Origin of the sequence: Klenkia terrae (genome assembly GCF_900491935.1) — a bacterium.
GTDB classification, from domain to species: domain Bacteria; phylum Actinomycetota; class Actinomycetes; order Mycobacteriales; family Geodermatophilaceae; genus Klenkia; species Klenkia terrae.
In genome coordinates this window covers 4,609,250-4,635,234 of the sequence record NZ_UEXK01000004.1, presented here as the reverse complement: position 1 = coordinate 4,635,234, position 25,985 = coordinate 4,609,250, and the positions used below count along the sequence as shown (strand labels likewise).

26 protein-coding genes and 1 pseudogene are annotated in these 25,985 nt (G+C 70.1%); 12 read left to right on the top strand and 15 right to left on the bottom strand.

Translation table 11 applies throughout. The features are described from left to right. Positions 1-43: 43 nt before the first annotated feature. Positions 44-439, bottom strand: a complete 396-nt coding sequence (locus LFA75_RS23010) for an ArsR/SmtB family transcription factor (RefSeq protein ID WP_225235900.1) — start codon at positions 437-439, stop codon at positions 44-46. 260 nt (positions 440-699) lie between these two features. Here LFA75_RS23010 and LFA75_RS23005 point away from each other — a divergent pair, with 260 nt between their 5' ends. Further along, positions 700-1,263 (top strand): recombinase family protein, encoded by a 564-nt coding sequence (locus LFA75_RS23005; protein WP_225235899.1) that lies wholly within the window; start codon positions 700-702, stop codon positions 1,261-1,263. Positions 1,264-1,954: 691 nt separating this feature from the next. Here LFA75_RS23005 and LFA75_RS23000 read toward each other — a convergent pair. The 3 genes from LFA75_RS23000 to LFA75_RS22990 form a co-directional block, all read right to left on the bottom strand. Further along, the gene (locus tag LFA75_RS23000) at positions 1,955-2,290 is read right to left on the bottom strand and encodes a cupin domain-containing protein (RefSeq protein WP_225235898.1); all 336 of its coding nucleotides are present in this window, start codon (positions 2,288-2,290) and stop codon (positions 1,955-1,957) included. Positions 2,291-2,777: 487 nt separating this feature from the next. Then, positions 2,778-3,470: an ABC transporter ATP-binding protein gene (locus tag LFA75_RS22995; protein WP_225235897.1), complete on the bottom strand. Its 693-nt coding sequence runs from the start codon at positions 3,468-3,470 to the stop codon at positions 2,778-2,780. Continuing rightward, positions 3,467-4,549 carry an ABC transporter permease gene (locus tag LFA75_RS22990; RefSeq protein WP_225235896.1) on the bottom strand — a complete coding sequence of 361 codons (1,083 nt, stop codon included), beginning with the start codon at positions 4,547-4,549 and terminating at the stop codon, positions 3,467-3,469. Before LFA75_RS22990 ends, LFA75_RS22995 begins: the two co-directional genes overlap by 4 nt. A gap of 146 nt (positions 4,550-4,695) precedes the next feature. Here LFA75_RS22990 and LFA75_RS22985 point away from each other — a divergent pair, with 146 nt between their 5' ends. Both LFA75_RS22985 and LFA75_RS22980 read left to right on the top strand, forming a co-directional pair. Continuing rightward, on the top strand, positions 4,696-5,871 hold the full coding sequence (locus LFA75_RS22985; protein WP_225235895.1) for a sensor histidine kinase: 1,176 nt from the start codon (positions 4,696-4,698) through the stop codon (positions 5,869-5,871). Beyond that, complete coding sequence (locus tag LFA75_RS22980) at positions 5,868-6,488, top strand: response regulator (RefSeq protein WP_225235894.1); 621 nt, start codon at positions 5,868-5,870, stop codon at positions 6,486-6,488. The genes LFA75_RS22985 and LFA75_RS22980 overlap by 4 nt, the downstream gene beginning before the upstream one ends. Before the next feature lie 218 nt (positions 6,489-6,706). Here LFA75_RS22980 and LFA75_RS22975 read toward each other — a convergent pair whose 3' ends face one another. Together LFA75_RS22975 and LFA75_RS22970 are read right to left on the bottom strand one after the other, a co-directional pair. Beyond that, entirely contained in the window at positions 6,707-7,681 is a 975-nt protein-coding gene (locus LFA75_RS22975; protein ID WP_225235893.1) for a universal stress protein, read from the bottom strand. Then, a complete protein-coding gene (locus LFA75_RS22970) occupies positions 7,678-8,658 on the bottom strand; it encodes a slipin family protein (RefSeq protein ID WP_225236115.1) in 981 nt (326 codons plus the stop codon). Before LFA75_RS22970 ends, LFA75_RS22975 begins: the two co-directional genes overlap by 4 nt. Before the next feature lie 301 nt (positions 8,659-8,959). Here LFA75_RS22970 and LFA75_RS22965 point away from each other — a divergent pair, with 301 nt between their 5' ends. Beyond that, on the top strand, positions 8,960-9,430 hold the full coding sequence (locus LFA75_RS22965; protein WP_225235892.1) for a MarR family winged helix-turn-helix transcriptional regulator: 471 nt from the start codon (positions 8,960-8,962) through the stop codon (positions 9,428-9,430). A 537-nt stretch (positions 9,431-9,967) separates the two neighbouring features. On the opposite strand, the pseudogene LFA75_RS24230 reads toward LFA75_RS22965, so the two are convergent. Then, positions 9,968-10,991: pseudogene (locus LFA75_RS24230) on the bottom strand (IS5 family transposase). 96 nt (positions 10,992-11,087) lie between these two features. On the opposite strand from LFA75_RS24230, the gene LFA75_RS22950 reads away from it, so the two are divergent. Further along, positions 11,088-11,381 carry a hypothetical protein gene (locus tag LFA75_RS22950; protein ID WP_225235891.1) on the top strand — a complete coding sequence of 98 codons (294 nt, stop codon included), beginning with the start codon at positions 11,088-11,090 and terminating at the stop codon, positions 11,379-11,381. 45 nt (positions 11,382-11,426) lie between these two features. On the opposite strand, the gene LFA75_RS22945 is transcribed toward LFA75_RS22950, so the two are convergent. Continuing rightward, positions 11,427-12,197 (bottom strand): sulfite exporter TauE/SafE family protein, encoded by a 771-nt coding sequence (locus tag LFA75_RS22945; RefSeq protein WP_225235890.1) that lies wholly within the window; start codon positions 12,195-12,197, stop codon positions 11,427-11,429. Next, positions 12,194-12,595, bottom strand: coding sequence for a helix-turn-helix domain-containing protein (locus LFA75_RS24225; protein ID WP_225236114.1), 402 nt, complete (start codon positions 12,593-12,595; stop codon positions 12,194-12,196). The genes LFA75_RS22945 and LFA75_RS24225 overlap by 4 nt, the downstream gene beginning before the upstream one ends. Positions 12,596-12,884: 289 nt before the next feature. On the opposite strand from LFA75_RS24225, the gene LFA75_RS22935 reads away from it, so the two are divergent. After that, a complete protein-coding gene (locus LFA75_RS22935; protein WP_225235889.1) occupies positions 12,885-14,165 on the top strand; it encodes an IS256 family transposase in 1,281 nt (426 codons plus the stop codon). A 274-nt stretch (positions 14,166-14,439) separates the two neighbouring features. Here LFA75_RS22935 and LFA75_RS22930 read toward each other — a convergent pair whose 3' ends face one another. From LFA75_RS22930 to LFA75_RS22915, 4 genes are all read right to left on the bottom strand, one after another. Next, a complete protein-coding gene (locus tag LFA75_RS22930) occupies positions 14,440-14,886 on the bottom strand; it encodes an STAS domain-containing protein (protein WP_225235888.1) in 447 nt (148 codons plus the stop codon). 313 nt (positions 14,887-15,199) lie between these two features. Further along, complete coding sequence (locus tag LFA75_RS22925) at positions 15,200-16,480, bottom strand: NAD(P)/FAD-dependent oxidoreductase (RefSeq protein WP_225235887.1); 1,281 nt, start codon at positions 16,478-16,480, stop codon at positions 15,200-15,202. A 177-nt stretch (positions 16,481-16,657) separates the two neighbouring features. Next, the gene (locus LFA75_RS24220) at positions 16,658-16,978 is read right to left on the bottom strand and encodes a TraR/DksA family transcriptional regulator (RefSeq protein WP_225235886.1); all 321 of its coding nucleotides are present in this window, start codon (positions 16,976-16,978) and stop codon (positions 16,658-16,660) included. Between the two features lie 715 nt (positions 16,979-17,693). Beyond that, entirely contained in the window at positions 17,694-18,464 is a 771-nt protein-coding gene (locus LFA75_RS22915) for a glucose 1-dehydrogenase (protein ID WP_225235885.1), read from the bottom strand. A 169-nt stretch (positions 18,465-18,633) separates the two neighbouring features. On the opposite strand from LFA75_RS22915, the gene LFA75_RS22910 reads away from it, so the two are divergent. From LFA75_RS22910 to LFA75_RS22900, 3 genes are all read left to right on the top strand, one after another. Further along, on the top strand, positions 18,634-20,418 hold the full coding sequence (locus LFA75_RS22910; RefSeq protein WP_225235884.1) for a glycoside hydrolase family 15 protein: 1,785 nt from the start codon (positions 18,634-18,636) through the stop codon (positions 20,416-20,418). A gap of 184 nt (positions 20,419-20,602) precedes the next feature. Then, the gene (locus tag LFA75_RS22905) at positions 20,603-21,163 is read left to right on the top strand and encodes a hypothetical protein (protein ID WP_225235883.1); all 561 of its coding nucleotides are present in this window, start codon (positions 20,603-20,605) and stop codon (positions 21,161-21,163) included. Positions 21,164-21,204: 41 nt separating this feature from the next. Further along, the gene (locus tag LFA75_RS22900) at positions 21,205-21,345 is read left to right on the top strand and encodes a hypothetical protein (protein WP_225235882.1); all 141 of its coding nucleotides are present in this window, start codon (positions 21,205-21,207) and stop codon (positions 21,343-21,345) included. Positions 21,346-21,534: 189 nt separating this feature from the next. On the opposite strand, the gene LFA75_RS22895 is transcribed toward LFA75_RS22900, so the two are convergent. Next, positions 21,535-22,959: a hypothetical protein gene (locus LFA75_RS22895; RefSeq protein WP_225235881.1), complete on the bottom strand. Its 1,425-nt coding sequence runs from the start codon at positions 22,957-22,959 to the stop codon at positions 21,535-21,537. Then, positions 22,956-23,477, bottom strand: a complete 522-nt coding sequence (locus tag LFA75_RS22890) for a SigE family RNA polymerase sigma factor (RefSeq protein ID WP_225235880.1) — start codon at positions 23,475-23,477, stop codon at positions 22,956-22,958. The genes LFA75_RS22895 and LFA75_RS22890 overlap by 4 nt, the downstream gene beginning before the upstream one ends. Before the next feature lie 179 nt (positions 23,478-23,656). Here LFA75_RS22890 and LFA75_RS22885 point away from each other — a divergent pair, with 179 nt between their 5' ends. From LFA75_RS22885 to LFA75_RS22875, 3 genes are all read left to right on the top strand, one after another. After that, the gene (locus LFA75_RS22885) at positions 23,657-24,469 is read left to right on the top strand and encodes a hypothetical protein (RefSeq protein WP_225235879.1); all 813 of its coding nucleotides are present in this window, start codon (positions 23,657-23,659) and stop codon (positions 24,467-24,469) included. Between the two features lie 172 nt (positions 24,470-24,641). Next, the gene (locus LFA75_RS22880; protein WP_225235878.1) at positions 24,642-25,430 is read left to right on the top strand and encodes an MmyB family transcriptional regulator; all 789 of its coding nucleotides are present in this window, start codon (positions 24,642-24,644) and stop codon (positions 25,428-25,430) included. A gap of 109 nt (positions 25,431-25,539) precedes the next feature. After that, positions 25,540-25,902: a nuclear transport factor 2 family protein gene (locus LFA75_RS22875; RefSeq protein ID WP_225235877.1), complete on the top strand. Its 363-nt coding sequence runs from the start codon at positions 25,540-25,542 to the stop codon at positions 25,900-25,902. Positions 25,903-25,985: the final 83 nt, after the last annotated feature.

Below are 25,985 nucleotides of genomic sequence, written 5' to 3'. Positions count from 1 at the left end.
GTGGGCTCTTCGGCGCCGTCATTGCGGTACTCGCTGGGTGTGGTCACGGGGCCACCTCGCCCCGGTGGGTCGGGAGTGCGGTGAGGCCGGTGTTGGGGCGGTGGTGGTCGGGGACCGCGGCGGTGGCGTGGTCGGCGTTGTAGACCGCGTCGGTAACCAGCTGGGCGATGTGGTCGTTCTCCAGCCGGTAGTACACCGACGTGCCCTCCCGGCGGGTCTGCACCAAGCGGGTCATCCGCAGCTTGGCCAAGTGCTGGGACACCGACGCCGGGGTCTTCCCGACGTGGTCGGCCAGCTCGTTGACCGACAGCTCCCGGTCGATCAGCGCCCACAGCAGCTGGATACGGGTGGCGTCGGACAGCATCCGGAACACCTCGACCGCCAGGTCGACCTGCTCGACCGGCAGAACCGCTCGATGACCTCCGTTATCCGCATGCATACGCAAAGAGTAGAGGAAGAGAGTCCGGTCGAGCTACATGCTGAGGCGGGCGATCCCTAGGGGCGGCCCGCCTGCGGACTTTGTTGCGCCTGCGGCCCAGAAACCCCCGTTTGTGACACGACAGCGGACGAGTCGGCTGCCGGTCACGAAACGCCAGGTCGCCCGTCCTGCAGCCAGGACCGAAACCCGTTCCGAAATCAACGGCCCACAAACCCACCCTCGCAGTGTTTTGAATCGACAGCTCGGCTAGCGTCGCCGGCATGACGGTCGTCGGGTACGCGCGGGTGTCCACGCTCGAGCAGGACCCAGCCCTGCAGCACGACGCGCTCACTGCGGCCGGCGCCGTGAAGGTGTTCACGGACTTCGCCTCTGGTGCCACCGCCCAGCGACCTCAGCTAACTGTTTGCCTGGAATACCTAAGATCTGGCGACACCCTCGCGGTATGGCGCATCGATCGGCTCGGTCGGTCGGTGGAGGACCTGACCCGGATCGTCAACGACCTGGCCGAGCGCGACGTTCAGTTCCGGTCGACCACCGAGGCCATCGACACCACCACCGTGGGCGGTGAGCTCGTCTTCCACGTCTTCGCCGCCGTCGCGCAGATGGAGCGCCGGCTCATCCGCGAACGCACAGTGGCCGGCCTCGCCGCGGCGCGAGCTCGCGGCCGAAAGGGTGGCCGGCCCAGCGTCATGACTGACCAGCGCCGAGCAGCGGCGATCGCCATGCGCGCCCAGGGGCTGACCCTCAACGAGATTGCAGCCTCGCTGGGGGTTGGACGCTCGTCGGTCGTCCGCGCCCTCGCTGAGCCGGTCAGCTCCTCCTGACCGGCCGCTGCCGAGAGGTCGTAGAGGTGTCCCGTATGACGACCTTTAGTGGGCTGCACATCCGCATGAAGGCCGCCGCACCGCAAGCCCTGATCGACGCCCGATGAGCCGGCCCGGCACCAGCAGCCCGAAGAGCACGCCGTGCACGCGCTGACCGTCTGGCCCGGTACCGCGGACAGCTTGGCCTGCCCGAGCCCGACGAGCAGGAGGGCAGCGTCCTGGTCGATGAACTCGCAGTCAACCTGTGCGGCACCGACGTGCAGATTGTCTCAAGGATACGGCTCTACCCGCCCCGCCCAGGCAGGAGCTGCTGATCCCCGGCCACGAGAACCCGGGGGCGTGTCCACTCCGCCCCGGACAGCTGCGGTCTGACGCTGGGCGACCTGGTCGTCGGCACCGTCCACCGCCCAGACCCCGTTGCTGTCCCGCGTGCACCGTCGGCCAGTGGGACATGTGTGGCATCCGGGCATGGCACGGTGGCAACGGTCGGTCGTCCAAGGTGCCGTAGCGGTGACGGTGGCCATCTGACGCTGCAGCCGGCGCAGGCGTTCCTCAGCCATCTCGACGTCGAAAAGTGCGACATCGGCGCGGTTGAGCGCCTCGACAGTCGCGCGTTCGGTGCTGGCTTGGGTCGGTTGCATCGAGCTTTTTCATCCAAGTCAATGCTGACGTGCCGATGGCACGAAAGGCATCACCTACGGGAGACAGCCACGGTCAGAAGAATGACTGAATCCTCGACCGCAGTGAGGGAGTGCCGTGCGCTTGGGACGGTGATGAGGTCGCCGGGGCTGCCATTCCAGTCTTCCTCGCCGGCGGTCAATTGGACCCGGCCCTGCAGGACGTGCACGGTGGCCTCGCCGGGGTTTTCGTGCTCGGCGAGCACTTGCCCCGCCGTCATGGCAATGATGGTCTGCCGAAGCACATGTTCATGCCCGCCGTAGACAGTGTGTGCGCTCCGACCGTTGGTGCTTCGGCCGGCCGCCTCAAGGTGCTCACGGGCCAGAGCGGTCAGCGACGCCTTCCTCATCGCAGGATTGCCTCGACGGCGCGCGGGTGGTCACGCAGGTCGTCGGCCACGTGGCCGCCCTCGTACTCCCGTATGGCCACGGTGCGTGGATCGTATCCAGTCGGGCGCGATGTGGGGGCCGGGGGCGCCGAAACGTGCCGTAAGCCGGGGAGGGGTTTCATGTCCTTCACTGTATTGCCCTCGGGTGCTCCGCCACCGAATTCGCGGGGTCTCATCCCCGACCGTGCGGCCGCGCCCACTGGTCTCGATGACAGCAGCTAATTCGCCGGTGACAATGGGGATGCCCGTTCCCGGTTAGTCGGCTCGGGTCTGATCGGTCCGACAGGTGCTGACCCGGCGGGGTTGATCACCCACGTAGGGGTGGTTGAGTCGAAGGCGCTCGGCCCTGGTCGTCGGTCGTTTAATGGGGAGGTCATCAGCGCGGATCGGGGTGTCCGGGCTATCACGGCCATGGCCGTGGGCAGCTTGGAGCCGCGCCGGAACCCGATCAGGCCAGGACTGTGTCGGAGTGGCTGGCGCGCCCGTCGTTGATGGTGGTCACTGTGTCGAGTGCGTCCGCGTGTGCGAGGTCGTGGGTAATCAGCATTGTGGCGGTGCCGCGCTCATGGGTGAGCCGGTGGATCAGACCCATGATGTCGCTGCCGCGCTGGTGGTCCAGTGCGCTGGTGGGTTCATCGACGAGAAGTGCTGACGGGGCGTGCACAAGGGCTCGCGCGATGGCGATGCGCTGGCGCTGCCCGCCGGAGAGCTGCCCGGGTCGTTTGTGGGCGTGGGCGGTGAGCCCGACTGCGTCGAGCAGATCGTCTGCTCGCCGGTGCACCGTCATGCGATGCCGGCGTCCTCGGTCTCCTAGTTCGGCCATGACGAGCAATTGCTCCCGTGCGGTCAGAGAGGGGAGGAGGTTGGGCTGCTGGAAGACGATGCCGATCTGCTCACGTCGCAACGCGGCCGCCTGCGTCGGGGTGAGGGCGGCAGCGTCGACGTCGTCGATCCACACGTGTCCGGTGTCGGGGCGGATCAGGGTCGCTGCAACAGCCAAGAGGGAGGACTTGCCGGACCCGGACGGGCCGGTGATTCCGGTGACTTTGCCGTCGGGGGCGGTCAGGGACACGTCGTCCACGGCGATCAGGCGCGAGTCGCCGTCGGGAAAGGTCAGCGTGACGTCCTGCAGGTTGATCATCGAATGCTCCCCAGGGCGGTGAGGGGGTCGGCGGAGGTCACGGTGCGCAGGGCGAATGCGCCGCCGGCCAGACCCAGAACGGTCATGACGAGGGCTGGCAGGAGTGTGGTGAGCGGGCTGAGGAGAAACGGCAGGGCACCGTCGATGGCCATGCCCACGCCGACTACCACGGCGAGGCCCAGGCCGATGCCGGCTGCTAGGACGACTAGCGACTGTCCTAGCGCATCCCGGATGAGGGAACCGGTGGAGGCGCCGAGGGCCTTGAGGACGGCGATGTCACCGGCGCGTTGCATCGTCCACACGGTGAAGAAGGCCCCGACGACCAGCGCGGAAACTCCAAAGAGCATCGCGATCATCAGGGCGAGCGAGCCGATCTCGGATTGGAACGTCTCGAGCGCAGTCAGGCTCAGCAAGGGTGTGTTCACCGAGGTGTGGGTTGCGGCCGCGACTGAGTCCCACGCCGGTGAGCCAGCTACCGCCAAGACCGTGGGTAGGCCGTCCCCGCCGAGGTTGCGGTCGACTTCGGCCCACGATGTTGGTGTCAAGACGACCGCGGGGGTGTGGCTGTACCAGAGGTCGGCCCCGATGGCCGCCACCCGGTAGGTGCCGTCGCCGACGGCAACGCTGTCTCCCACGCCCACATCGAGGTCGATCGCCGCCTGGGCCGACAGGCCCACCTCATCGTCGCCGGCCGGTGCTAGGTCGGCCACGGGCGAGGCAGAAGATCCGTGTGGAAGACCAAAGAAGGCGACCGGGACCGCAGTGGGGGACGGCGCTGCTGCTGCCCGACCCTGGACGATGCCGATCGGGGTGGCCCGCTGCACTCCCGGGGCGGTGCGCCATGCCTGCTCGATGGTCTGGTCGATCGCGGAGGTTGAGAACGACGGCCGGCCTTCGGCCGGCTGTTGGAGAACGAGCCGGTCGCCGGGCAAGGCCAAGACGGCGGAGACGTTCTGGGCGGCCAGTCCGCCGGTGAGCCCGGCCAGGAACCCGACCAGCACGGTGATCAGTGCGACGACGGAGGCGATGAGGACGAACCGTCCGCGGGCGTGGCGCAGGTCGCGCCAGGCGACGAACACAGGTTTCCTTTCTGCGCCGCAGAACTTCCGCGGCGCAGTCCCAGCCTGGCTGTCGCGACCTCGTTCTTCATCGCCGTTCCGATTGGTCCTGCGGTCATACTTTCCGACGATTCGGTAGCCATGCAGTCGCCGTAGGCTGACCAGACATGCCGCACAGCACGCTGACCCCCGTCTTCGTGGGGCTCCGCAGCGGATTGCACGTGCTGTTCGCTGCTCTGCTTTCCCTCGTCGTCGTCCGCACCCTCCTCGCAGGCGATGCGGTGCTGATGACGCTGGCTCTCGCACTCGCGTTCGCGTGTTGCTACGCCGCCGGTGCGGGCATCGCACGCTTGCCCGGGCGGCACAGGGCACAGGCTGGCGCCGCGTGGGTCGCCGCATTGTCCCTTCTCTGGGTCGCTTTGCTGATCGTGATCCCTGAGGCCGCCTACCTGGCGTTTCCCCTGTTCTTCTTGTACCTACATGTCCTGCCTGGTGCCGTCGGGCCGATCACGGTCGCCGTGGCGACCGCGGTCGCGGTGATCGCGCTGGGGTTGCACGGCCACTTCACCGTGGGTGGGGTGGTGGGTCCCGTTGTCGGTGCCGGGGTCGCGCTGCTGGTCGGTCTGGGATACGGAGCCCTCGAGCGGGAGGCCGCCGAACGCGAGGAGCTGCTCACCGACTTGTTGGCGACCCGCGGGCGATTGGCTGCAACTGAGCACCAGCAAGGTGTCCTGGCCGAGCGGGCGCGGCTGGCCCGAGACATCCACGACACCGTCGCCCAGGGGTTGTCCAGCATCCAGATGCTGCTGCACGCCGCTGAGCGCGCCGATGAAGGCAGGCCGGGCCTGGACCACATACGGCTCGCTCGCGCTACCGCAGCCGATGGTCTGGCCGACACGCGCCGATTCATCCGCGAGCTGGCGCCTCCTGCTTTGGACCGCGGACTGGCGGCGGCTCTCCACCGCCTGGGCAGACTGTGGGAACGGGACGGAATACACGTGTCGGTCACCGCCCCGCCGGAGGACAGACCCCTGTCGATGGAGACGCAGACGGCACTGCTGCGTATCGCGCAAGGTGCGGTCGCCAACGCCGTCCAGCACGCCGGCGCCTCTACCATCGAGCTAAGGCTCACCGTCACGGGAGGAACCGCTCGCCTCGACGTCGTCGATGACGGGATCGGCTTCGACCGAGCAGTCGAGCGTGACCGAGCCGGCACATCGGACTCCTTCGGGTTGCGCGCCATGTCCGAGCGGGCGGATCAACTCGGGGGTCGGCTCCACATCGACAGCACGCCCGGCAGGGGAACGACCATCACGGTGGAGCTGGAGGTGACCGAGCCGTGATCCGTCTCGTCATCGCCGATGACCACCCCGTCGTACGGGCGGGCCTTCGGGCGCTGCTGGCATCCGCGGACGACATCGCCGTGGTCGCCGAAGCCGCCACCCCCCACGATGCGGTGAGCCTCGCCGAACGCCTGGCCCCCGACCTGGTCCTCATGGACCTTCAGTTCGGGGAGGGCGCCACCGGTGCCCAAGCCACCCGGCTCATCCGGGCGCTGGCGGCACCGGTACATGTGCTGGTGCTCACCAACTACGACAGCGACGGAGACATCCTCGCCGCCATCGAAGCCGGCGCCAGCGGGTACCTGCTCAAAGACGCCCCCCCAGAGCAGCTCCTCGCCGCGGTCCGCGCGGCAGCAGCCGGGGAGAGCGCACTGGCTCCCGTCATAGCCGACCGTTTGATGGCGCGGATGCGGGCCCCCCAGGTCAGCCTGTCCGGCCGCGAGATCGAGGTGTTGATATTGGTTGCCGACGGCGCCTCCAACGCAGACGTCGCTGCGCGGCTGCACATCACCGACGCGACCGTGAAAACCCACCTCGGCCACATCTTCACCAAACTCGGGGTGTCCTCCCGGACCGCGGCTGTGTCGCGCGCCCAATCCCTGGGCATCCTCCGCTGAGCAGGCGCTTCGGCCTCCGCTCCTGGGGTCTGGGGACGTGACGGCAGCAGGCCAGTGAAGGCATCGGGGTTGGCTGGCCGCTCCCCGGGCGCTGCCGCCCGCCGAAGCAACCCCGGGAACTCATCGTGAGCCTCAGCCAACCTCGTGGATAGCTCTGCCGCCTTCGGCGCGGCGCCCGGCACCGCACGAATTATCGCGCTTCTTGAGGTGACTGCTACCTATTGGTGGGCCTGTGAGGCTTTCGGGTCGTCGATGAACCGGAAGAGACGACGTTGGGGCGGTTGGACGTCGAGGTGGAGTGGTGGGGCGACGAGTGAGGGGCAGGTGGCTTTTCGCAACACTCGATGGGTTGGGCCAGTCGAGTGGCCGGTGAGGGTGTGCTGGCGTGTGCCGATCACCAGGAGGGCCGCGCCGCGGGTGGCCGACAGCAGCACTGAGGCGGGGTCGCCCTGCTCGATGCGCAGCCGCACCGGTACGTCTGGGTAGCGAGCGACCCATGGCTCGACCGCCAGCTGACACCACCGACTGGCATGTTCCTGGGCGTCCTCCGCCGAGCCGCATACCCCTTCCATGTCGGCCGGGCTGTCGGTGGTCACCACGCAGACCACGTCTAGTGGCAAACACCGCCTCCGGGCCGCTGGGAAAGCTAGCTGCAGTGCGCTCCCCAGGGTGGTCACGTCGGCGCTCACGACGACGTAGGGGCTCGGCCCGGGTGATTCGTTCCCGGTGCTGGGGACGGTCAGCCGGGTCGCCCCCACAACGGCCAGGGGGCAGGTGACCGTGGCGGTGAGCCGCCGGAGGGTCGACCAGTGTGTCCACCGCCGGGAGCGGGGGCGGCCGCCTTCGCCGATCACGAGCAGTTCCGCCCCGCGGCTGTGCCGGTGCAGTGCTCGCACGACGGGCCCGTTGACCACGTCCATGGTCACGTCGAGGTCGGATGCCACAGCCCACGCGGCCAAGGTGGCCTGCTGGAGCAGCTCGTGGGCAACGCCGTGGGCGTGAACCGCGGCGTCGGTGGCGCCGCCGTCTAGGGCAAGCGGGGCCAAGGCCAGGGATCCGGGCAGGACGTGAACGATGCGCAGGTCCGCGCGCCGGGCAGAGGCCTCCGCGGCGGCCCACTGCACCTGTGCCAGGGAGCGATCGCTAAGGCCGACAGCAACGACCACCGTCGGTGCGGGCGCGTGTCGGGTCATGTCTGGTCTGCGTGTGCACCGAAGGCGGCCGCGGCGGCGGGCGGGGGAACCAGCGCGGGGAATGCAGGCGCGAGGACTGGAGCCTGTTTCGGCGGTGCTCCCGTGGCCTCGTCGACCGTCCCGGACTCGGGCCTGGAGTCGACGGGTGCAGTGACCGGGGCGTCAGGTGCTCGGCCGGGCGCCGACGGCTCCGCGACGCCGGAGGGGCCTGGTTGGGCCGAGTCGCCGCCGGCGGTGGACCGCTCCAGGAAGCGCAGCAGTTCTACGGGGAAGGGCAGCACCAGAGTGGAGTTCTTTTCCGAGGCGACCTCCACGACGGTTTGCAACAGCCGCAGCTGCAGGGCCGCAGGATGCTCGGCCATGACCTCCGCGGCCTGGGCCAGCTTCGCCGATGCCTGCAGCTCACCCTCGGCGATGATCACCCGGGAGCGGCGTTCCCGCTCGGCCTCGGCCTGTCTGGACATCGAACGCTTCATGGTCTCGGGCAGGGCCACGTCCTTGATCTCGACCCTGTCGATGTGCACGCCCCAGTCCACGGCGGGACTGTCGATCATCAACTCCAGGCCCTGGTTGAGCCGTTCCCTGTTGGACAGCAGGTCATCAAGGTCGCTCTTGCCGATGACCGAGCGGAGCGAAGCCTGTGCTACCTGGGCGATCGCCGCCGTGTAGTTCTGCACGTCGACGGTGACCCGCATCGGGTCCAGCACTCGGAAATAGACCACGGCGTCCACCCGGACGGTGACGTTGTCTCGGGTAATTCCCTCTTGGGCGGGAACCGGCATCGTGACGATCTGCATGTTGACTTTGTGCAGGCGGTCTACGAGTGGCATCAGCATGGCCACGCCCGGCTGACGGATCTCCTGCTGAGCCTTGCCGAGCCGGAAGACGATGCCACGCTGGTACTGGGTCACGACGCGGACGCTGGAACCGAGCAGGACCAGCAAAGCCAGCAGTACGCCCACCAGCAGATAGCCCATCACGACGAGGACCCCGGCGTCCGTCGGCCGGCTGTGTTGCGCACTGGGTCGGCGTCCTCCGGCCACGCCTCAGCAACCTCGCTACCTACCGGCGTGGCGCCTCCAGGCGGCGGCCAGCACCGGAACCGATCGTCCAGAGCACCGATGCCGTGGCGTTCACGTTCACTGAGCACGACCGACCTCCTCAGGTGGCCACACCTCGGACCGCGGTATGCGGCCGTGACAGAAGTATCGTAACACGATACTGTCGTGGAATGGGCTTCCACGAGGGACTGAGTTGATGGAGGACGGGGGGACCGCAGTGGCCGACGCGGACACCGCAGTGGCCGACGCGGACACCGGTGCGCTGTCCGATGCAGTGTCGAGTCGGGCTGCTCTGCGGAAGCAGGACTTCGAGGCACTGGCCCGCTTCCGGTCGGGGATTCGCCGCTACCTGCGATTCAGTGAGTTGACCGTCCGCCAGCACGGGATCACCCCGCAGCAATACCAGCTGATGCTGGCGGTCAAGGGTTTCCCAGGCCGGGAATGGGCGGTGGTCCGAGAGCTCGCCGACGCGCTTCAGTTGCGGCATCACAGCGTCGTAGAACTGGTCAACCGCGCCCAGGTGGAAGGACTGGTGCAGCGCACACCAGACCCCGACGACGCCCGCGCGGTCCGTGTCACCCTCACCGCGGTAGGTGAGCAGACCCTCGGTCGTCTCAGCGCGCTGCACTGGGATGAGCTGCGCCGGATGGATGAGGTGTTGCAGCTGCCGGGAAGGCAGCGAACATGACCGCCCACACGCCTGCCACCACGGCCACCAGTGGGCCGGTGCCATCGCTGGGCACACCGTCTTCAGAAGGGAACATCGTGGACGAGGATCTCGGCGGGGATGCCGCCTGCTGGCTGGCCCTGGTGTGCCCCGGTTGTGGGGCGATGGCTGATGCCTCACCCGCGTCGGTGTGTCCGCGCTGCGGCATGGATCGTGACCAAGACGCTGACAGCAGCTGGGTGAGGAAGCCCTGGGACACCGGGCACGCCGCTGCCGCGACGAGCCGGCAGTGACGATGACACGTCGCCACCGGAGGGCCGGTGAGTGGACCTACACCCAGACCGTGAACCCAGAAACAGCGACCATCGTGGTCACCGGGCGGGTGGACCACGTCTCCCTGGACCTGCTTTGCGCCACAGTGGAGCAGCTCCACAACAACGGGTGCGGGGTGGTCACCGTGACCCTGAGTGGCGCCGCCGACATCCAGGCAGGCACCGTCGACGCTCTGACGGGCCTCCTGGCCCTCCTGGGTCACCCGTCTGCGGACCTAGTCGTCAACTAGGGCGTGTCTCCAAAGACTCTGGTCCAGATGGTGATGGCTCGTAGGACGGCGCCGCCGCGGTAAACGATGGCGAGCTTGTCGTAGCGGGTGGCCAGGGCGCGCCACTGCTTGACGGTGTTGAAGTTGCGCTCGACGACGTTGCGATCGCGGTAGAGCACCGGGTCGAAGGCCGGTGGTCGCCCACCGGCTGAGCCTCGGCGTTTGCGGTTGCGGATCTGGTCGCTGGGCTCGGGGATGACGGTCTGGATGCCGCGGGCACGCAGCGCATGGCGGTGCGCCCGGGCGGAGTAGGCCTTGTCGGCCAGCACCGCCGTCGGGCGGGTGCGGGGCCGCCCGCGTCCCGGGCGGGCCACCTTCAGCCGGGCCATCAGCTGGGGGAAGACCGGGGAGTCGTTGGCCTGCCCGGCGCCGACGAGGACGACCAGCGGGCGGCCGTCATGGTCGACCAGCGCGTGGATCTTGGAGGACAACCCGCCGCGGGAGCGACCGATCGCGTGATCAGCCGGCTCGTCGTACAAGCCCTGGAACTGGGCGTCTACCGCGCGCAGGCCGCCGGCGAGCAGCTGATTCTTGTCATTCGGCTGAGCCCCCCGCGCTCCCAATAGACCCCGCGGCGACCTCCGCAGCAGGCCCAGCAGCGGAATTGGGGCGCTCCCCGCGGGGCAAGTTGGTGGCGTGCTGATGGGCCCGGTTGATCGTGGAATCCACGCTGACCACCCAGTCGACCGCACCGACGGCATCGGCCTTCGCGACCAACGCCTGATGCACCCGATCCCACGTGCCATCACCGGAGAACCGGCGGTGCCGCTTCCACACCGTCTGCCACGGACCGAACTCCTCGGGCAGATCACGCCAAGCAATCCCGCACCGGTAGCGGTAGATCACGCCCTCCACGACCTGCCGATGATCCCGCATCGGCCGACCCCGACCCGAACGCTGCGGGGGCAACAACGGCTCCACCAACGCCCACTGCTCATCGCTCAGCAGCTGTTTCCTCGACACCACACCAGCCTCGTCCATCCCTCATCAAGACCTTTGAAGACACGCCCTAGCCCGCCGGTGGCGGGGGAGAAGCGTGCGCCGCGTAGCGGGCACGCTCACCGGAAGATGCCTGAAATGACCGTTCCGTTCTCAATCGAAACGCAGCCAGACGCCTCGCTCCTGGTAACTCTGCAGGATGACGAGGATCCAGTGCAGTCCTGGATCCAGGTGACCGATCAGGTGTGCGCGCAGCTGGGCGCCACGGAAGCAAGCCGTCACGCGCTGGTCGAGCGAACGGTCCGCTTTCTCCTGCTCCACCAAGCGCCCGCTGACTTCCCGTCCCTGGTGGACTTGGAGGACGTGCTCGCCGCCTACCCCGAGTCCGCCGCCATCTTGGGAGATGCAGCCGCCGAGGGCCCCATCGGCTGACCAGATGGTGAGCCTCTCTTTAACGCTGACCGACGCACCGACCGCTCACGCGAAGAGGGCCAGGTATACCGCGGCCAAGACACCGAAACTTGCGATGAACCACCGCAAGGGAGTCACCGGCAGCCGGGTCGCCACCTTGGCGCCCAGGAAACCACCCAGTAGTCCCGCCGGCGCGCATACGGCGATGAACACCCACGAGACCGGTCCGAAGAGGCCGAACACCAGCGCGGTCACTGTTGCGGTGACCAGCGACAGGACGGTCTTGACGGCGTTGGCCACCTTGAGGTTCCCCAAGCCCAAGCCGAGCAGGCCCAACAAGATGACGCCCAGCGCACCGCCGAAGTAGCCGCCGTAGACGGTGCCAGCGAAGACCGTCACGTACAACCACCGGGGGTCGCGGTCATCGCCGCCGGTCCGGGCCGAAGCCAGCCGGCGGCCGAGCCAGGGTTGTGCTGCCAGCAGCAGGCTGGCCAGCAGGACCAGCGCGGGCACCAGCACGTCGAAGGCACTCGAGGGCGTGGTCAGCAGCAGGCCGGCGCCCACGGTGCCGCCCCACAGAGCCACCATCGACAGGTGGATCAGCCGTCTGCGCTGCCCGGTGAACGATCCCCGGAACCCCACCACGCCCCCGGCGTAGCCCGGCCACTGCGCCACGCTGTTGGTTACGTTCGCGGCCACCGTGGGCAATCCCAGGCCTACCAAGGTGGGGAACAGGATGAGCGAACCTCCACCTGCGACGGAGTTCAACGCACCGGCGCAGACGGCGACGGCAGCCGCCGCGGCGAGGTTCGCCCCGGAGGCGATGTCGACGATCATCCCTGCACCTTCCTGGCGCCCAGGGTTGTGCCCGCTGGTGCGGTGGCCGCAGGCGATGGGGGGTGCTGGGGGGACCGGGCGACCGCAGTGGTGCGTCGTCGTGGGCCTGAGCCGTCGCGTTCTGGGCGCGGGCCGGGAGTGCGCGGGCTGTCGGGAGGCGGCTGGTGTCCTGTAGCGGGCTCCAGGAACCGGGCCAGGTGCCCATGCAGGGGATAGGCGTGCCCAGGCCGGTCGGCGGCAAGGCAGCGGCGGGAGTCCCGGAAGGCCAGGACGTCGCTGAGGTGCAGGCGGCGGTGGCTGGCGAGCCGCTGGTAGGGCAGGCATCCAGCGTCCAGCATCCGCACCACTGTCGGGCGGCTGACGCCCAGCAGACGCGCTGCGACCTCGGTGGTCACCATGGGCGCGGTGGCGATCGCGGTGACCGCGGAACCCGTCGCGAGCAGCTCGCACACAGCGGCCAGCGCCGTGACCGCCGCCGGGGGTAGGGGCACCCGCCGACCGTGCACCTCGATCATCCATCGGCCGCAAGTTACGTCCCACGGAGTGGTGTAGATCCCGGAGCCGCCCCGGTGATCGTCTCGCTCGTCGTCGTGACCGATGACGGGAAGATGATCAAGTTGTGGCGGCCATCGCGCGATGGTCAGTGAGACCCGCTTCAAGGAACTCACCAGAAGGACACAACGCGCGATGACCTCCGACCAGTCTGCCCTGCTCACCCTGCTCGCGGAACTGCACGACACGACCGAGTCCGACCGGGTTTGGCGGATCGCCGAACACGCCTACCAGCAGCTCATCGACGCCGAGGCAGCCCACACCATCGGCGCCGACCGCTACGAGCGCACCCACGACCGGGTCGCGGTGCGCAACGGGACCCGGCCCAAGACGCTGGCCACCACCGCGGGGGACCTGCAGCTGCAGATCCCCAAGCTGCGGGCGGGATCGTTCTACCCCAGCCTGCTCGAGCGTCGCCGCCGGGTCGACGTGGCCCTCTACGCCGTGATCGCCGAGGCCTACGTGCACGGGGTGTCGACCCGCAAGGTCGACGACCTGATCCAGGCCCTGGGTGCGGCATCGGGCATCAGCAAGTCCCAGGTGTCGCGGATCTGCGCCGACCTCGACATCGAAGTCGCCGCGTTCCGGGACCGGCCGCTGGGCGAGCAGCCCTACCCGTACGTGTTCCTGGACGCCACCTACTGCAAGGCCCGCGTCGGGCACCGGGTGGTGTCCCGGGCGGTGGTCATCGCTACCGGCGTCACCGCATCCGGTCACCGCGAGGTCCTCGGCGTCGACGTCGGGGACTCCGAGGACGAGGCGTTCTGGAAGGCGTTCCTCACCGGCCTCAAGCGCCGCGGGCTGGGTGGGGTGCAGCTGGTCATCTCCGACGCCCATGAAGGCCTGAAGAAGGCAATCGCGGCTGCCATGTCGGGAGCGTCGTGGCAGCGCTGCCGGGTGCACTTCGCCCGCAACCTGCTCGCCCACGTCCCCAAGACCGACGGGGAGGTCATCACCGCCGCCTACCGCACCGTTTTCGCCCAACCCACCGCGCACGGGGTGGCCGCCCAGTGGGACTCCGTCGCCGCCACCCTGGCCGCCAGCCACCCCAAGGTGTCCGCCGTCATGGACGCAGCCCGCGAAGACGTCCTGGCCTTCGCTGGCTTCCCGACCGCGCACTGGCGCAAGATCTGGTCCACCAACCCCTTGGAGCGGCTGAACAAGGAGATCAAGCGCCGCACCGACGTCGTCGGGGTCTTCCCCAACGACGCAGCCCTGCTGCGCCTGACCACCTGCGTGCTCATCGAGGCCCACGACGAATGGGCCGCCGGCGACCGCCGCTACCTCGCTGAGGCCTCCATGACCGCACTCGTCGACCGCCCCACGCCGCCTCCGGCGGCCATCGGCGCACCCGTCGCCGACCCCGCCACATCACCCATCCAGGGAATCGACACCGGAGCCGCCATCCCAGCATGATCAACCGAAGCTGACCCAGCACGGTGCCAACGATTTACACCACTCCACGGGGCGTGACCTCGGCCGCACCCATCGGGCCGGCAGCCGGCCTGGTCTGTCAACGCCGATGCCAGGACGTGCAGCTGAGCCTGCTCGACTGCGGTGGTGACTGCGGGGAAGGCAAGGTGGTGAGCTGCGCCAGAGGCAGCAGTCCTGGCCCTTCCGCTTAATGTTGGAGCATCTTGGGCGGTGTCGGGGTCGTGTCGATCGGTGCCGCGGACTGCTCGGGCGCGCGTCATCGGGCACCGAGCTGGGTGAGCCGCAGCCTTGGGGCGGCGGCGACGGCCGTCATGGGCCGCGCCTGCCCGGGCACTTTCGGCCGAGGCCACATGCCTGGCTCGGCCCTCGACTCCGGGGCTAGCAACCTCAGCAACCCGGTCAGCTGCAGTGGCCGCATCAACGCTCGCTGGCCGCGGTGGCTGACCACCATGCGCACACCCCGGGCCCGGCTCCGACGGTCGGCCATGGCCAGGCAGGTCGCGCCTGCGGCGCCCATGAAGTTGATCCCGCACAGGTTCACGATCAGTGTCTGCAAGCCGCGGCGTCGCAAGGCGATCATGATCGCGGCCCGTAGCAGCGGCGCGGAGTAGGCGTCGACTTCGCCGACGGCCTTGACCACCACCCGCCCGCTGTCGTCCATCGGCAGGACGACCACCTCCAACAGCAGGTCGGGGGAGGGCAAGGGACCAAGCAGTGAGGACGTACGCATGAGATGCCTCCAGCGCAGCGCGCAGTGAAGACCCGCGCCATGAGACGCAGGACGAGGACGAGACAAGTGGGTCGCCGCTGGCCTAGCGCCAACGTTCGAGGAGACCGTTGCGGTTCGCGTGCGGCAGCCCGCATGTCCTGGCGCCGGCGGGGTCGGTCCCGCCGGGTTGTGCTCGGCGTGGTGAACCGCCCGACGACGGGAACCGGTGTGGGACGTGTGGACACCTGTGCGGGGTGCCAGCTGCGGTCGAGCCGGGCCAGGACTGGGTGACGTGTGCGCGCAGGGCTCAGCGCAACGGGTCGAACGCCTCCAGGCCCGCCGCTGGTTGACCTTTGACTAGGGATTCGGCCATGACCAGCCCGGTGACCGGACCCAAGGTGATCCCCCACATGCCGTGCCCTCCGGCGACATGGATGCGGGGGCAGCTAGTGGCACCGATCAACGGAAGGCCGTCGGCCGTGCACGGCCGGGACCCCACCCATTCACTACGCCGGTCGTCCAGGTCGGCACCGGTGAGCAGCGGTTGCACCGCGTCGACGATGGCACGGATCCGGCGGGGGTCCAGTGCTGCGTCGGGTTGGCGGAACTCCATCATCCCGGCCACCCGCAGCCGACCGCCCAGCGGCGTACAGGCCACCCGCTGCTCAGGGAAGTACAGCGGCCCAGCCGGTACCTGCTCGACCGGGACACTGAAGCTGTACCCGCGGCCGGCCTGCAACGGCTGGCGGACGCCGAAGCGCCGGACCAGTCGCGGCAACTCCGCGCCAGTAGCCACCACGCAGGCATCAAAGCGCTGCTCGCCCGACGGGGTCTGCACCACCACCCCGCCCGGCTGCGCTACCAGGTCGGTGACGGGGACGCCCTCGACGAGATGGCCGCCGCGATGGACCACCGACTGCGCCAATGACCGCAAGAACTCCGGGGGATGGATATACCGCTGCCCGTGCAGCTGCACCGCTGCGCCGATCTCCCGGGACAGCATGGGCTGCATCGCGCGGGCCTGGTCTCCGGTCAATGCCGTTGCCTGCACATCGGGTTGACCGGCGCTAGCCAGGTGCTTGACCTCTCGGAGTAGTGCGTCCCTGCCGGCTGTGGTGCGGTAAGCGGCCAGGAACGGCTCGGCCTCGTGGGTCGGGGCCTGAACACCGCCGTCGGCGAGCACATCGAAGGCATCCAGCGCCCAGCGGTTCAGCGACACCAAACCAGCCATCCCGGCTCGCCACTGCGCGGACGTGCTGGCGCGCAGGAAGCCGGCCATGAACCGGGCCAGACCCCAATCGGCACGCAACGGCACGAACACCGGAGACCGGCGATCCAGCACTGCCCGGATGCCGTACCGCAGCATCGCCGGCTCAGGCAGCGGGGCCACCAGGCTCGGCGTCAGCCACCCCGCGTTGCCCCACGAGGCGCCCCCACCAGCACCGGCCTTGTCATAGACAGTGACCTGCACGCCGTTGTCCTGCAAGAACCAAGCCGTGGACAAGCCCACCACGCCCGCACCGATGACCGCCACATGGTCAGGGCGGATCGACTGCCCGGCATCTCCCACAACAGAAACGTCTTTCATGAGACGCCCTTTCTGACACGAAAAAGGAGCACCGTCGGCCACGACACCGGCCAGGCCATAACAAGTGCATGAGGACAGGCCCGATCAACCGACGCACGTGAATTCAGCGACCGGTGCGGCCAGCGCTCTAGAATGGTGCGGGACACTCAGTGGTCCGCACGAGATAAAGTGATGCGGCTAGCTGCAGGCCACGCACGTAGGGGTGTAAGGCCGAATTTCCAGCCGCTCACCAGGAATAGCCCGCCCGCATCGCAGGCACGCCCCGAACGTGCCTGCAGTGAGCCGCTCCAAAGCTTGAGAGATCTGCTCCAGGGTGCTCCCGACAGAGGCGCGCCGAGCCCTCAGCACGGTGTCCAACGGTGCCTGTCCCAAAGCCTCAGCCGTGGAACGGGCCTCCTCCAGGCATCGTGCCCGCTGCTTCTCCAGCACCGTCCGATACGGCTCCCACCCGGTATCGGGCGGGCCTACGGGCGCAGTGACATCATCGATTGCGGACATAGCAAACTCCCGGTGCAAGCAGAAACAGACGCACTGCCGGTCCGGCGATGCGTCAAGGACTGTCGCGACTCCCGTACGGGAGTCAGGAGATACGCGGCGGGGCCCTGTCTACGCTGCGACGAAGAATGTCCAAACCGCGCAGACCGCGAGCCTCAAGGCTCGCTGCGAGCGCCTCCTGGCCGCAGCCGGAGATGACGCTGACCGCGACATCCGACGTCGCGAGCGAAGCAGGGCGGACAATTCGAGCTGGGAAACCGCCGGGAGGTGCGCTCAAATCAGTCTCATTCTGGAGCATATGCACCTCCTGGTTCGTCATCGTTGCTACGGAGAAACGGAACTGTACCTCGCGTCCTCGGCCCAGGTCAAAAAGCCGGGTGCAGCGAGGCGGCTTGACGGTGGACCGTCATGGGTGAGTGCTTCCATCCCCCGGACCCGGGGCATACGGATGCTTTGACATCTTTGGAGAACGTGGGGGACCGCTCCGCGGCCGATGGCTGGGTACCGACTTCCGCTGGCCGCTCACATCGCGGGTGAGCGGCCCCCCGTGCGCGTCCACCCGGCTGCGGCGAGGCAACCGATTCCTGCGCTACCGTGACATCTGTGATAATCCAGCGAGACTGTCGCTCAAGAAGTTGCAAATTGGCCGAAGGCTCGACGTAGAACGTCAGCACCGGCGCTTCTTCGCCACCGCGGACAACAGGTGACGGTCTGACCTCTAGAGGCCGACGCTGCCTTGCATGATTCCGCCGTCGATGAACACGGTGGTGGCGGTCATGTAGGAGGCCTTGCCGGAGGCGAGGAAGACGACCATGTCGGCGATCTCCTCCGGGGCGGCCATCCGGCCGACGGGGATGGCCTGCTGCAGGGCGTGCATCTTGTCCGGGTCGGCCATCGTGCCGGCGTTGATCGGCGTCTGCACCGCGCCCGGGGCGATGTTGACCACCCGGATGCCGTGCTCGCCCAGCTCCACCCCGGCGGTGCGGGTGGGCATCCGGGTGCCGCCCTTGCTCACGCAGTAGGCCACGTTGCCGGGCATCGGCCACTCCTCGTGCACGGAGGAGATGTTGAGGACCAGCCCGGGAGTGCCCTGGGCGATGAACTGCTTGGCCGCGACCTGGGTGCCGAAGAAGGCGCTCTTCAGGTTCACGTCCAGCACCTTCTGGTAGTCCTCCTCGGTGGTGTCCAGGATCGACGTCCTGGTCTCGATCCCGGCGTTGTTGACCAGCACGTCCAGCCGGCCGAAGGTGTCCACCGCGGTCTGCACCATCCTGCGCAGGTCGGCCGGCTTGCTGACGTCGGCCTCCACCCCGACGGCCCTGCCCCCGGCCGCCTCGATGGTGGAGATCATCTTCTCGGTGGCGTCCTCGTGGGCCACGTAGTCGATCACGATGTCGGCGCCCTCCGCGGCCGCGGCGACGACGATCGCCGCCCCGATCCCGCTGTTGCCGCCGGTGACGATCAGGGTCTTGCCGTCGAGGATGGGCACGAGGGACTCCGTTCACGACGGTCGGGGCGACCGCTGGCCGGGCGCGCGGACGACGCCCGGCGCCCAGCTACCCGGTGTGCGGGGCGCCATGCCGGTCCCGGGCGGACTGCCAGGCAACGTCCAGCCGCCGGGTGGTTTCCCCCGCCCGTCGCGAGCCGACCCTGCACCCATGCCCCGCATCGAGGACTACGCCCTGCTCGGCGACCTGCAGACCGCCGCGCTGGTGAGCACTGAGGGGTCGATCGACTGGCTGTGCTTCCCGCGGTTCGACTCGCCCGCCTGCTTCGCCGCGCTGCTGGACACCCCGGACGCGGGCCGCTGGCTGCTCGCCCCGGCCGGCGGCGGGGTGTGCACCAGCCGCCGGTACCGCGGCGACACCCTCGTGCTCGAGACGACCTGGACGACGCCCGACGGCGAGGTCCGCGTCGTCGACTTCATGCCACCACGGGGGACCGCACCCGACGTCGTCCGGATGGTGGAGGGCGTGTCCGGGACCGTGGACATGCGGGGGGAGCTGAGGATCCGGTTCGACTACGGCCGGGTGGTGCCCTGGGTGCGGCACCGCGAGGGCCAGGTCCAGGCGCTGGCCGGTCCGGACGCGCTCTGGTTGCGTACCTCAGCGCCGGTCGTCGGCCACGAGTGGGCGTCGGTCTCGGAGTTCACCGTGCGCGCCGGTGAGCGGGTGCCGTTCGTGCTCACCTGGACCCCCGGGCACGAACCGGCCCCCACCCCGGTCGACGCGGAGGAGGCGCTCAGGGGCACCGTCGACTTCTGGGAGGACTGGGTGGCCGGCGGCGACCGGGTGGGTGGCCGGTACGCCCCGGCGGTCACCCGCTCGCTGATCACCCTCAAGGCGCTGACCTACGCACCGACCGGGGGCATCGTCGCCGCCCCGACGACGTCGCTGCCCGAGCAGCTGGGCGGCCCGCGCAACTGGGACTACCGGTACAGCTGGTTGCGGGACTCGACCTACACGCTGCAGGCGCTGCTGGCCGCCGGTCACACGGCGGAGGCGGGGGCGTGGCGGGACTGGTTGCTCCGGGCGGTGGCCGGCAAGCCGGCGGACCTGCAGATCATGTACGGCATCGACGGCACCCGGCGGTTGCCGGAGCTGGAGCTGCCCTGGTTGAGCGGCTACGAGGGCTCGACCCCGGTGCGCACCGGCAACGCAGCGGCCGACCAGCTGCAGCTCGACGTCTGGGGGGAGGTCCTCGACGGCCTGCACCTGGCCCGGGAGGCTTCTCTGGCCCCCACCGAGGCGGCCTGGGACCTGCAGACCGCACTGATGGAGCACCTGGCGGACCGCTGGCGCGAACCGGACAACGGGTTGTGGGAGATGCGCGGCGCCCGGCGGCACTTCGTGCACTCCAAGGTCATGTGCTGGGTGGCCGCCGACCGCATGGTCCGCGGCGCCCGCGCGTACGACCTGCCCGGCCCGGTCGACCGGTGGGAGGAGCTGCGGGACACCATCCACGCCGAGGTGCTGGAGAAGGGGGTGGTCGACGGCCGGTTCGTGCAGTCCTACGGCTCGACCGACCTCGACGCCGCCCTGCTGCTGATCCCGCGGGTCGGCTTCCTGCCCGGTGACGACCCCCGGGTCGTCGCGACCGTCGACGCCGTCCTGCGAGAGCTCACGTCGGACGGACTGGTGCTGCGCTACCGCAACGCCTCGGCCGACGACGGCCTGCCCGGCGGCGAGGGGGTCTTCCTGGCCTGCTCGTTCTGGCTGGTCGACGCCCTGCACGGGGCCGGCCGGCGGGACGAGGCCGAGGCGTTGTTCGAGCGGCTCCTCGGCTGCCGCAACGACCTGGGGCTGCTGTCGGAGGAGTGGGACCCTGCCACCGGGCGGCAGCTCGGCAACGTCCCGCAGGCGTTCAGCCACTTCGCCCTGGTGGTCAGCGCCGTCCAGCTCGCCGCCGGGGCACCCGGGCGCAGCGACCGGCCGCTGGCCTGACCGTGGAGTCCTCCCGTCTCCTCCGCGCCGTTGCAGACGGGCTCACCCTCCTCGCCGTCTGCGGCTGAGCGACCGACCTGGCCAGGCCGGCGGGCGTCCGAGCACGGTGACCGAGGCTTCGCCGGACCCCTGCGGGGTGCTGCTGTCGCCCCGGTGCACGCCCGCGCACTGGCACCCTGCGACCGTGCAGCCTCCTTCCTTCGACGACCGGTTCTCCGGCGCGTGGAGCTCGTGGGTGCTCGAGCACGGGCTGCCCGCGATCCCCGACCAGCTGGGTGACGGGGAGTCCGTGCCGGTGTCGTGGTGGTCGGGCCCGGACACCGCCGCCGTGCTGCACCTGCGCCGCCGGCCGGCCGAGGACGACGAACCGGCGCGCACGGAGGTCGACGTGGAGCTGTTCGAGCGCAGAGGCGAGCTCTGGGACACCGGGCCGGGCGGCGGAGCCGGCGGCTGGGAGGAGGCGGCGTTGACCAGGGTCTACGTCCCCGCCGACCACGCCGACCTGTCGGGCGCGGTCGGCGGGACGGGCCTGATCGCGCTGTGGGGCGAGGTCGGCACCGCGGCCGCCTCCGTCGAGGTGGAGCAGGACGGTCACGTCGTCCGGCGTCCGGTCGTGGCCCCGCTGGGCTGGGTGGTCGTGTCGACCTCCGCACGGCGACCGTCCACGGTCCGGGTGCGGGACGCCGGGGAACGGGTGCTGCTCGAGCAGCCGGCACCCCCGGCCGGCTGGGGCTCGTCCCGGTAGACGGTCGCCTCCGGTGGATCGACCCGTGCGGACCTCGTCGGGTGGATGACTCGGTGTCCCTGCTGTGGCACATGCGGCCGGTCGAGGGCCAGGAGCACCCGAATCCCGTCGAGGGCGAGCTGTGCGGGGTCAACTCGACGTCGGCCGCAGCGGACTGCTCCCTGGCGGACGAGACACCGTAGATGCGATGGCCTGGACCGAAGGATTCGTGACTGTGGACCCGATTGCGCACTGACGATCATCGTCCAACGGTGCGGAGTGGGCTCAGGCGTCGTGGGACAGCGAAGCGCTGAGCTCGTGGAGGGCGTCGACCTCTTCTGCCGCCGAGCTGCTCGGGTCCTCCCACCCGACGGCAGCAACGGGTGCCCCGGTCACCTCGGCCCGGTGCCGTAGTCGTAGTGGTCGACGTAGTCGGACCGCATGAGCTGGGCCTCGGCCATGGTCTGGCCGGTGGTCACGTCCAGGAGGACAGCGCTGGAGGTGTCGGTGTCGCCGGGCAGCAGCAGTGCGCCGTCGGTGGCTTCGGTGACCTCGCCGTCGGGGGAGCCCAGTGCCGCCTCCATGGTGCCGGTGGCGTTGACCGGGCTGAGCAGCAGGAGCGATGTGACCGGCTGGCCGGTGGCTGTGCCGTCGCTGACGGTGGCGCGCAGCAACTGGGCCTGGTCCAGGAGCGGGTGGTCCCTGTCGTAGGTCTCCCAGCCGGCGAGGTAGATGCCGTAGGACCCGTCGCCGGGACCGCTGAAGGCGATGCCGTAGGCGATGGACGCCCCGCTGGGTGCGGTGATGCCGACGACCACCGCGGTGCTGGTGTAGCCGGCCGGCCCGGGGATGGCCCCGGCCCAGAGCAAGGTGGGCTGCAGCTCTCCCAGCGGCACCTGCAGGGGGCTGGCGATGTCGGCCAGGGCGCCGCTGACGAGGGCCGGGTCGACGGTGCCGGCCAGACCGCGGGGGTCGGCGACCTGGGCTGTCTCGTCGGGGGAGACGGGGTCGGCCGTGCCGAACACGCGCAGGTCACCGTCGACGTCGGGTCGCGATCGGTAGACGACGACGCTGTCCCGGGTGACCCGGACGCTCACCGCGGTGATCTCGCCCGGGCTCGTGGTCATGGCTGCCATCCCGTCCCCGAGCTGCTCGCCCGGGGTGTAGGTGCGGGTGATGGAGCCGCCTGCTGTGAGCACGGCCCGGTCGGAGAAGTCGACGCGGTCCCCGGGTGCAGCGACGACCAGGACGACGGGTGTCGTGACGGTGGTGTCGGTGAAGGCCAGCGGGTCGGTCCCCGTGACGAACTTCGGCTGGCCGGCGAGACCGAACGTGGCGGCGTCGCCGCCCACGGGTGCGGTGAACCAGGAGGCCCAGAGGCCGCCGTCGACCTCGCCGGTGACCAGCGCGTAGCGGGTGCCGGCGACGTCGCCCAGGAACACGACGTGGCGGGCGCCGGCTGGTGGGTCGACCTCGACCCCCGTCGAGTCATCCGGTGCGGCGGCCGGCCAGGACAGGTCGGCCACCGCAGCCACCAGCGCGGTGTCCTGGGCGAGGGATCCCCGGGTGGGGCCGTCGTGGAGCTGGACGGCGTCGGGTCCGGCGACGCTGCTGCGGTCGGTGCCGTCGACCAACGCCACCGTGGTCGGGACGGCGACCGCGATGAGCGCGGCGGCCAGGACGGTCGCGACCACCCCGGTGCGGCGACGGCGACGGCTGCGACCGACGTCCTCGATGCGGTCCATCAGGTCGATCGGCGGGGGACCGGCGAGTTCGGCGTCGGCGTGCAGGGCGCGCTGCAGGTCCGAGGTGTTCATGGCTGTGTCTTCCCGGAGGCGAAGGAGTGGGTGGGTTCGTCGAGTTCGACGCGCAGGCGAGCGAGCCCGCGCGATGCCTGGCTCTTCACCGAGCCCAGGGAGCTGCCCATGGCGGCCGCGGTGTCGGCTTCGCTGAGTCCTTCGTAGAAGCGCAGGACGATCACGGTGCGCATGCGGGGCGGCAGGCCGGCCAGTGCAGCCAGTGCCGCACCGGACCGGGCCGGTGGGTGAGGTCCGGGGTCGGGCGCGCGGTCGGGCAGGTCCTCGAGCAACACCTCGGGGACGGTGCGGCGGCGTCGCCAGGAGATGTGGGTGTTGACCATCGCCCGCCGCACGTAGGCGTAGGCGGCGTCGGGCTCCCGGATCTTGTGCCAGTGCCTCGAGGTCTTCTCCAGCGAGGTCTGCAGGAGGTCCTCGGCCAGGCCACGGTCCCCGGTGAGTAGGAACGCAACCCGCATGAGGTTCGGTGACCGCTCACGGACGAACGCCGTGAAGTCATCGCGATCGTCGGCGCGCATCCCACCCCATCCAGTCGCAGCGCTGATGCGCTCCCACCCATCAAGACGCGCTCCCGACCGCACAGGTTGAGCGACGGTGGAGAAAGTCTCGACAGCCCGGTCCGGCGACCACCGCGACCGCCCCGCCGCCCTGACTGAGATCCTCGACCCGTGGCGGATCGCGATCGGGGTGGACGACCGTGAGCGCGGGTGGGCCGGCCCTGTTCGACGACGACCTGGCCTGCGACGTGCGGGACGTCTACCGCCGGATGCTCGAGGACCGGGTCCCCGACGACGAGGCCACCGCGCGCTGCACCACCGAGTGGGCGGGACTCCCGCCGGAGGAGGAACCGGTCTTCTGGCTGGCGTTGGCCGCCACCCAGTCCAGCTGCGGCCGGCTAGCGGTCGAGGTGCGGTCGCGGGCCCTGGAGGTCATCGACTCCGGGGTCGACGTGGACCGCTGGCGCGGGTCCGGCCCAGCGGCAGTGGCCGCTCGTGCAGCCGCGCTGGCTTCCCTGCGGGAGCAGCTGACCGGGCCGCAGCCGGGGCGGAAAGCGATCCGCCGGCCCTGGCGCGACGTGACCGACCTCGAGGCCGGGGCAGCACTCGCCTGGACGGCCGGCAACGGGCTGGTCGCCGTGCTCCGGGTCGTGCAGCTGCTCGAGGACCCGTTCGCGCGCACCGTGTCACCGGTGCTGGAACGGCTGGCCTGGGTGGGCCGCGAGGTCCCGCCGCCCGACGTCGTGGCCGGTCTGCCGGCGGCGTCGGGCTGGCACGGCTGGGAGCCCGACGATCCCGCCGCCCTCGGTCGTCGACCCGCGGCCTGCATCCCGTTCCGGCTCAGGAAGCGGGACCCCGGCTGGGCCGAGGTGGGGATGGTCAGGTGCGGCCACGTCCCCCCGCGGCCCGGTGACGACGGCCGCTGGGATCTCTGGATCGCCCACATCATGTGGGACGGCCTGGTGGAGCACCTCGAGCAGCGGCTGACGACCTTCCCCGCTGAGCACCCCTGACGAGCGCGGCCGCGCGGTGGAACTCATCAGTGGTGGTGTGCGAGGTCTTCCACGGCACGACCGGACCGAGGACCGCCGGCCACCCACCGGCCCGGGCGCGCTGGAGCGGGCGCCCGGTCGATGACCACTGAGGTCATGCCGTCGCCGCACCGATCTGGCTAGCGTTGGCACCGTGACGGAGCTGGGGGAGCGGGCGGACGTCGGCGCACTGCTGCGGCAGTGGCGGCAGCGACGACGGCTCAGCCAGCTCGAGCTGTCCAACGAGGCGGAGGTGTCGACCCGGCACCTGAGCTTCCTCGAGACGGGACGGTCCCGGCCCAGCCGCCAGATGGTGCTGCACCTGGCCGACCGGCTCGAGGTGCCGCTCCGCGCCCGCAACGAGCTGCTGCTCGCCGCCGGGTACGCCCCCGCCTACGGCGAGCGGCCGTTGCAGGACACACGGATGACGCCGGTGCGGGACGCCGTGCAGCTGGTCCTGGACGGCTACCGCCCGCACCCTGCGCTGGCCGTCGACCGTCGCTGGGAGCTCGTCGCCGGGAACGCGGCCGTCGCCCTGCTCACGGCGGGGGCGGCCCCGGAGCTGCTGGAGCCGCCGGTCAACGTGCTGCGCCTGAGCCTCCACCCCGAGGGCGTCGCACCCCGCATCCGCAACCTCGCGCAGTGGCGCGGCCACGTCCTGCACCGCCTGGCCCGCGAGGCGCGGCTGACCGCCGACCCCCATCTCGTGGCCCTGCACGCCGAGCTGACCGCGCTGCCCGGCGGGGTGGAGCCTGCTCCGCCCGGCGCGGTCGCGGTGCCGCTGAAGATCCGGCACGGGGACGGTCTGCTCACCTTCCTCAGCACCGTCACCGTGTTCGGCACCGCCGTCGACATCACGGCCGCGGAGCTCAGCATCGAGGCGTTCCTGCCCGCCGATGCCGCGACCGCGGCGGCGGTGCGGGCTCTCGACGACGCCCGCTGAGCTCACCAGGCGCCGTTACCCCGCGCGTCATCGCCGTGCAGCGCCGGGAGCGCGACGCTGGTCGGGCGCTCGGCGGGACCGCCCGCCGACCGAACCCGAGGAGAACGCCGTGGACCCCACGCACGTCGCCGACCAGTACCTGCAGGTCTGGAACACCACCGACCCCGAAGCCCGGGCCACCGTCGCCACGGCGGTCTTCGCCGACGACGTGTCCTACGTCGACCCGCTCATGGCGGTCACCGGCCGCGAGGCCCTCGTCGAGGCCATCGGCGCGGTGCACGGCCAGTTCCCGGGCTTCACGTTCCGCCCGGCCGGGCCGGCCGACGGGCACCACGACCAGGTCCGGTTCGGTTGGGAGCTCGGACCGGAGGGCACTGCGGAGGCTCCGGTCGCCGGCTTCGACGTCGCCGTGCTGGACGCGTCCGGGCGCATCGTGGCCGTGCACGGCTTCCTCGACAGGGTGCCGGTCTGACCGGCCGACGAGCGGCGCCGTCGGTGGCGGCGCTGCTCGTCGGGCGTCAGGGCTCCGTCCCCGGCTGGCGGAGCGGGGCGGGA

Coding starts and splice junctions, on each gene's coding strand:
- LFA75_RS23010 (WP_225235900.1), bottom strand. CDS start 439: ATGCATGCGGATAACGGAGGTCATCGAGCGGTTCTGCCGGTCGAGCAG.
- LFA75_RS23005 (WP_225235899.1), top strand. CDS start 700: ATGACGGTCGTCGGGTACGCGCGGGTGTCCACGCTCGAGCAGGACCCA.
- LFA75_RS23000 (WP_225235898.1), bottom strand. CDS start 2,290: ATGAGGAAGGCGTCGCTGACCGCTCTGGCCCGTGAGCACCTTGAGGCG.
- LFA75_RS22995 (WP_225235897.1), bottom strand. CDS start 3,470: ATGATCAACCTGCAGGACGTCACGCTGACCTTTCCCGACGGCGACTCG.
- LFA75_RS22985 (WP_225235895.1), top strand. CDS start 4,696: ATGCCGCACAGCACGCTGACCCCCGTCTTCGTGGGGCTCCGCAGCGGA.
- LFA75_RS22975 (WP_225235893.1), bottom strand. CDS start 7,681: ATGACCCGACACGCGCCCGCACCGACGGTGGTCGTTGCTGTCGGCCTT.
- LFA75_RS22970 (WP_225236115.1), bottom strand. CDS start 8,658: ATGGGCTATCTGCTGGTGGGCGTACTGCTGGCTTTGCTGGTCCTGCTC.
- LFA75_RS22950 (WP_225235891.1), top strand. CDS start 11,088: ATGACCGTTCCGTTCTCAATCGAAACGCAGCCAGACGCCTCGCTCCTG.
- LFA75_RS22945 (WP_225235890.1), bottom strand. CDS start 12,197: ATGATCGTCGACATCGCCTCCGGGGCGAACCTCGCCGCGGCGGCTGCC.
- LFA75_RS24225 (WP_225236114.1), bottom strand. CDS start 12,595: ATGGTGACCACCGAGGTCGCAGCGCGTCTGCTGGGCGTCAGCCGCCCG.
- LFA75_RS22935 (WP_225235889.1), top strand. CDS start 12,885: ATGACCTCCGACCAGTCTGCCCTGCTCACCCTGCTCGCGGAACTGCAC.
- LFA75_RS22925 (WP_225235887.1), bottom strand. CDS start 16,480: ATGAAAGACGTTTCTGTTGTGGGAGATGCCGGGCAGTCGATCCGCCCT.
- LFA75_RS24220 (WP_225235886.1), bottom strand. CDS start 16,978: ATGTCCGCAATCGATGATGTCACTGCGCCCGTAGGCCCGCCCGATACC.
- LFA75_RS22910 (WP_225235884.1), top strand. CDS start 18,634: ATGCCCCGCATCGAGGACTACGCCCTGCTCGGCGACCTGCAGACCGCC.
- LFA75_RS22895 (WP_225235881.1), bottom strand. CDS start 22,959: ATGAACACCTCGGACCTGCAGCGCGCCCTGCACGCCGACGCCGAACTC.
- LFA75_RS22890 (WP_225235880.1), bottom strand. CDS start 23,477: ATGCGCGCCGACGATCGCGATGACTTCACGGCGTTCGTCCGTGAGCGG.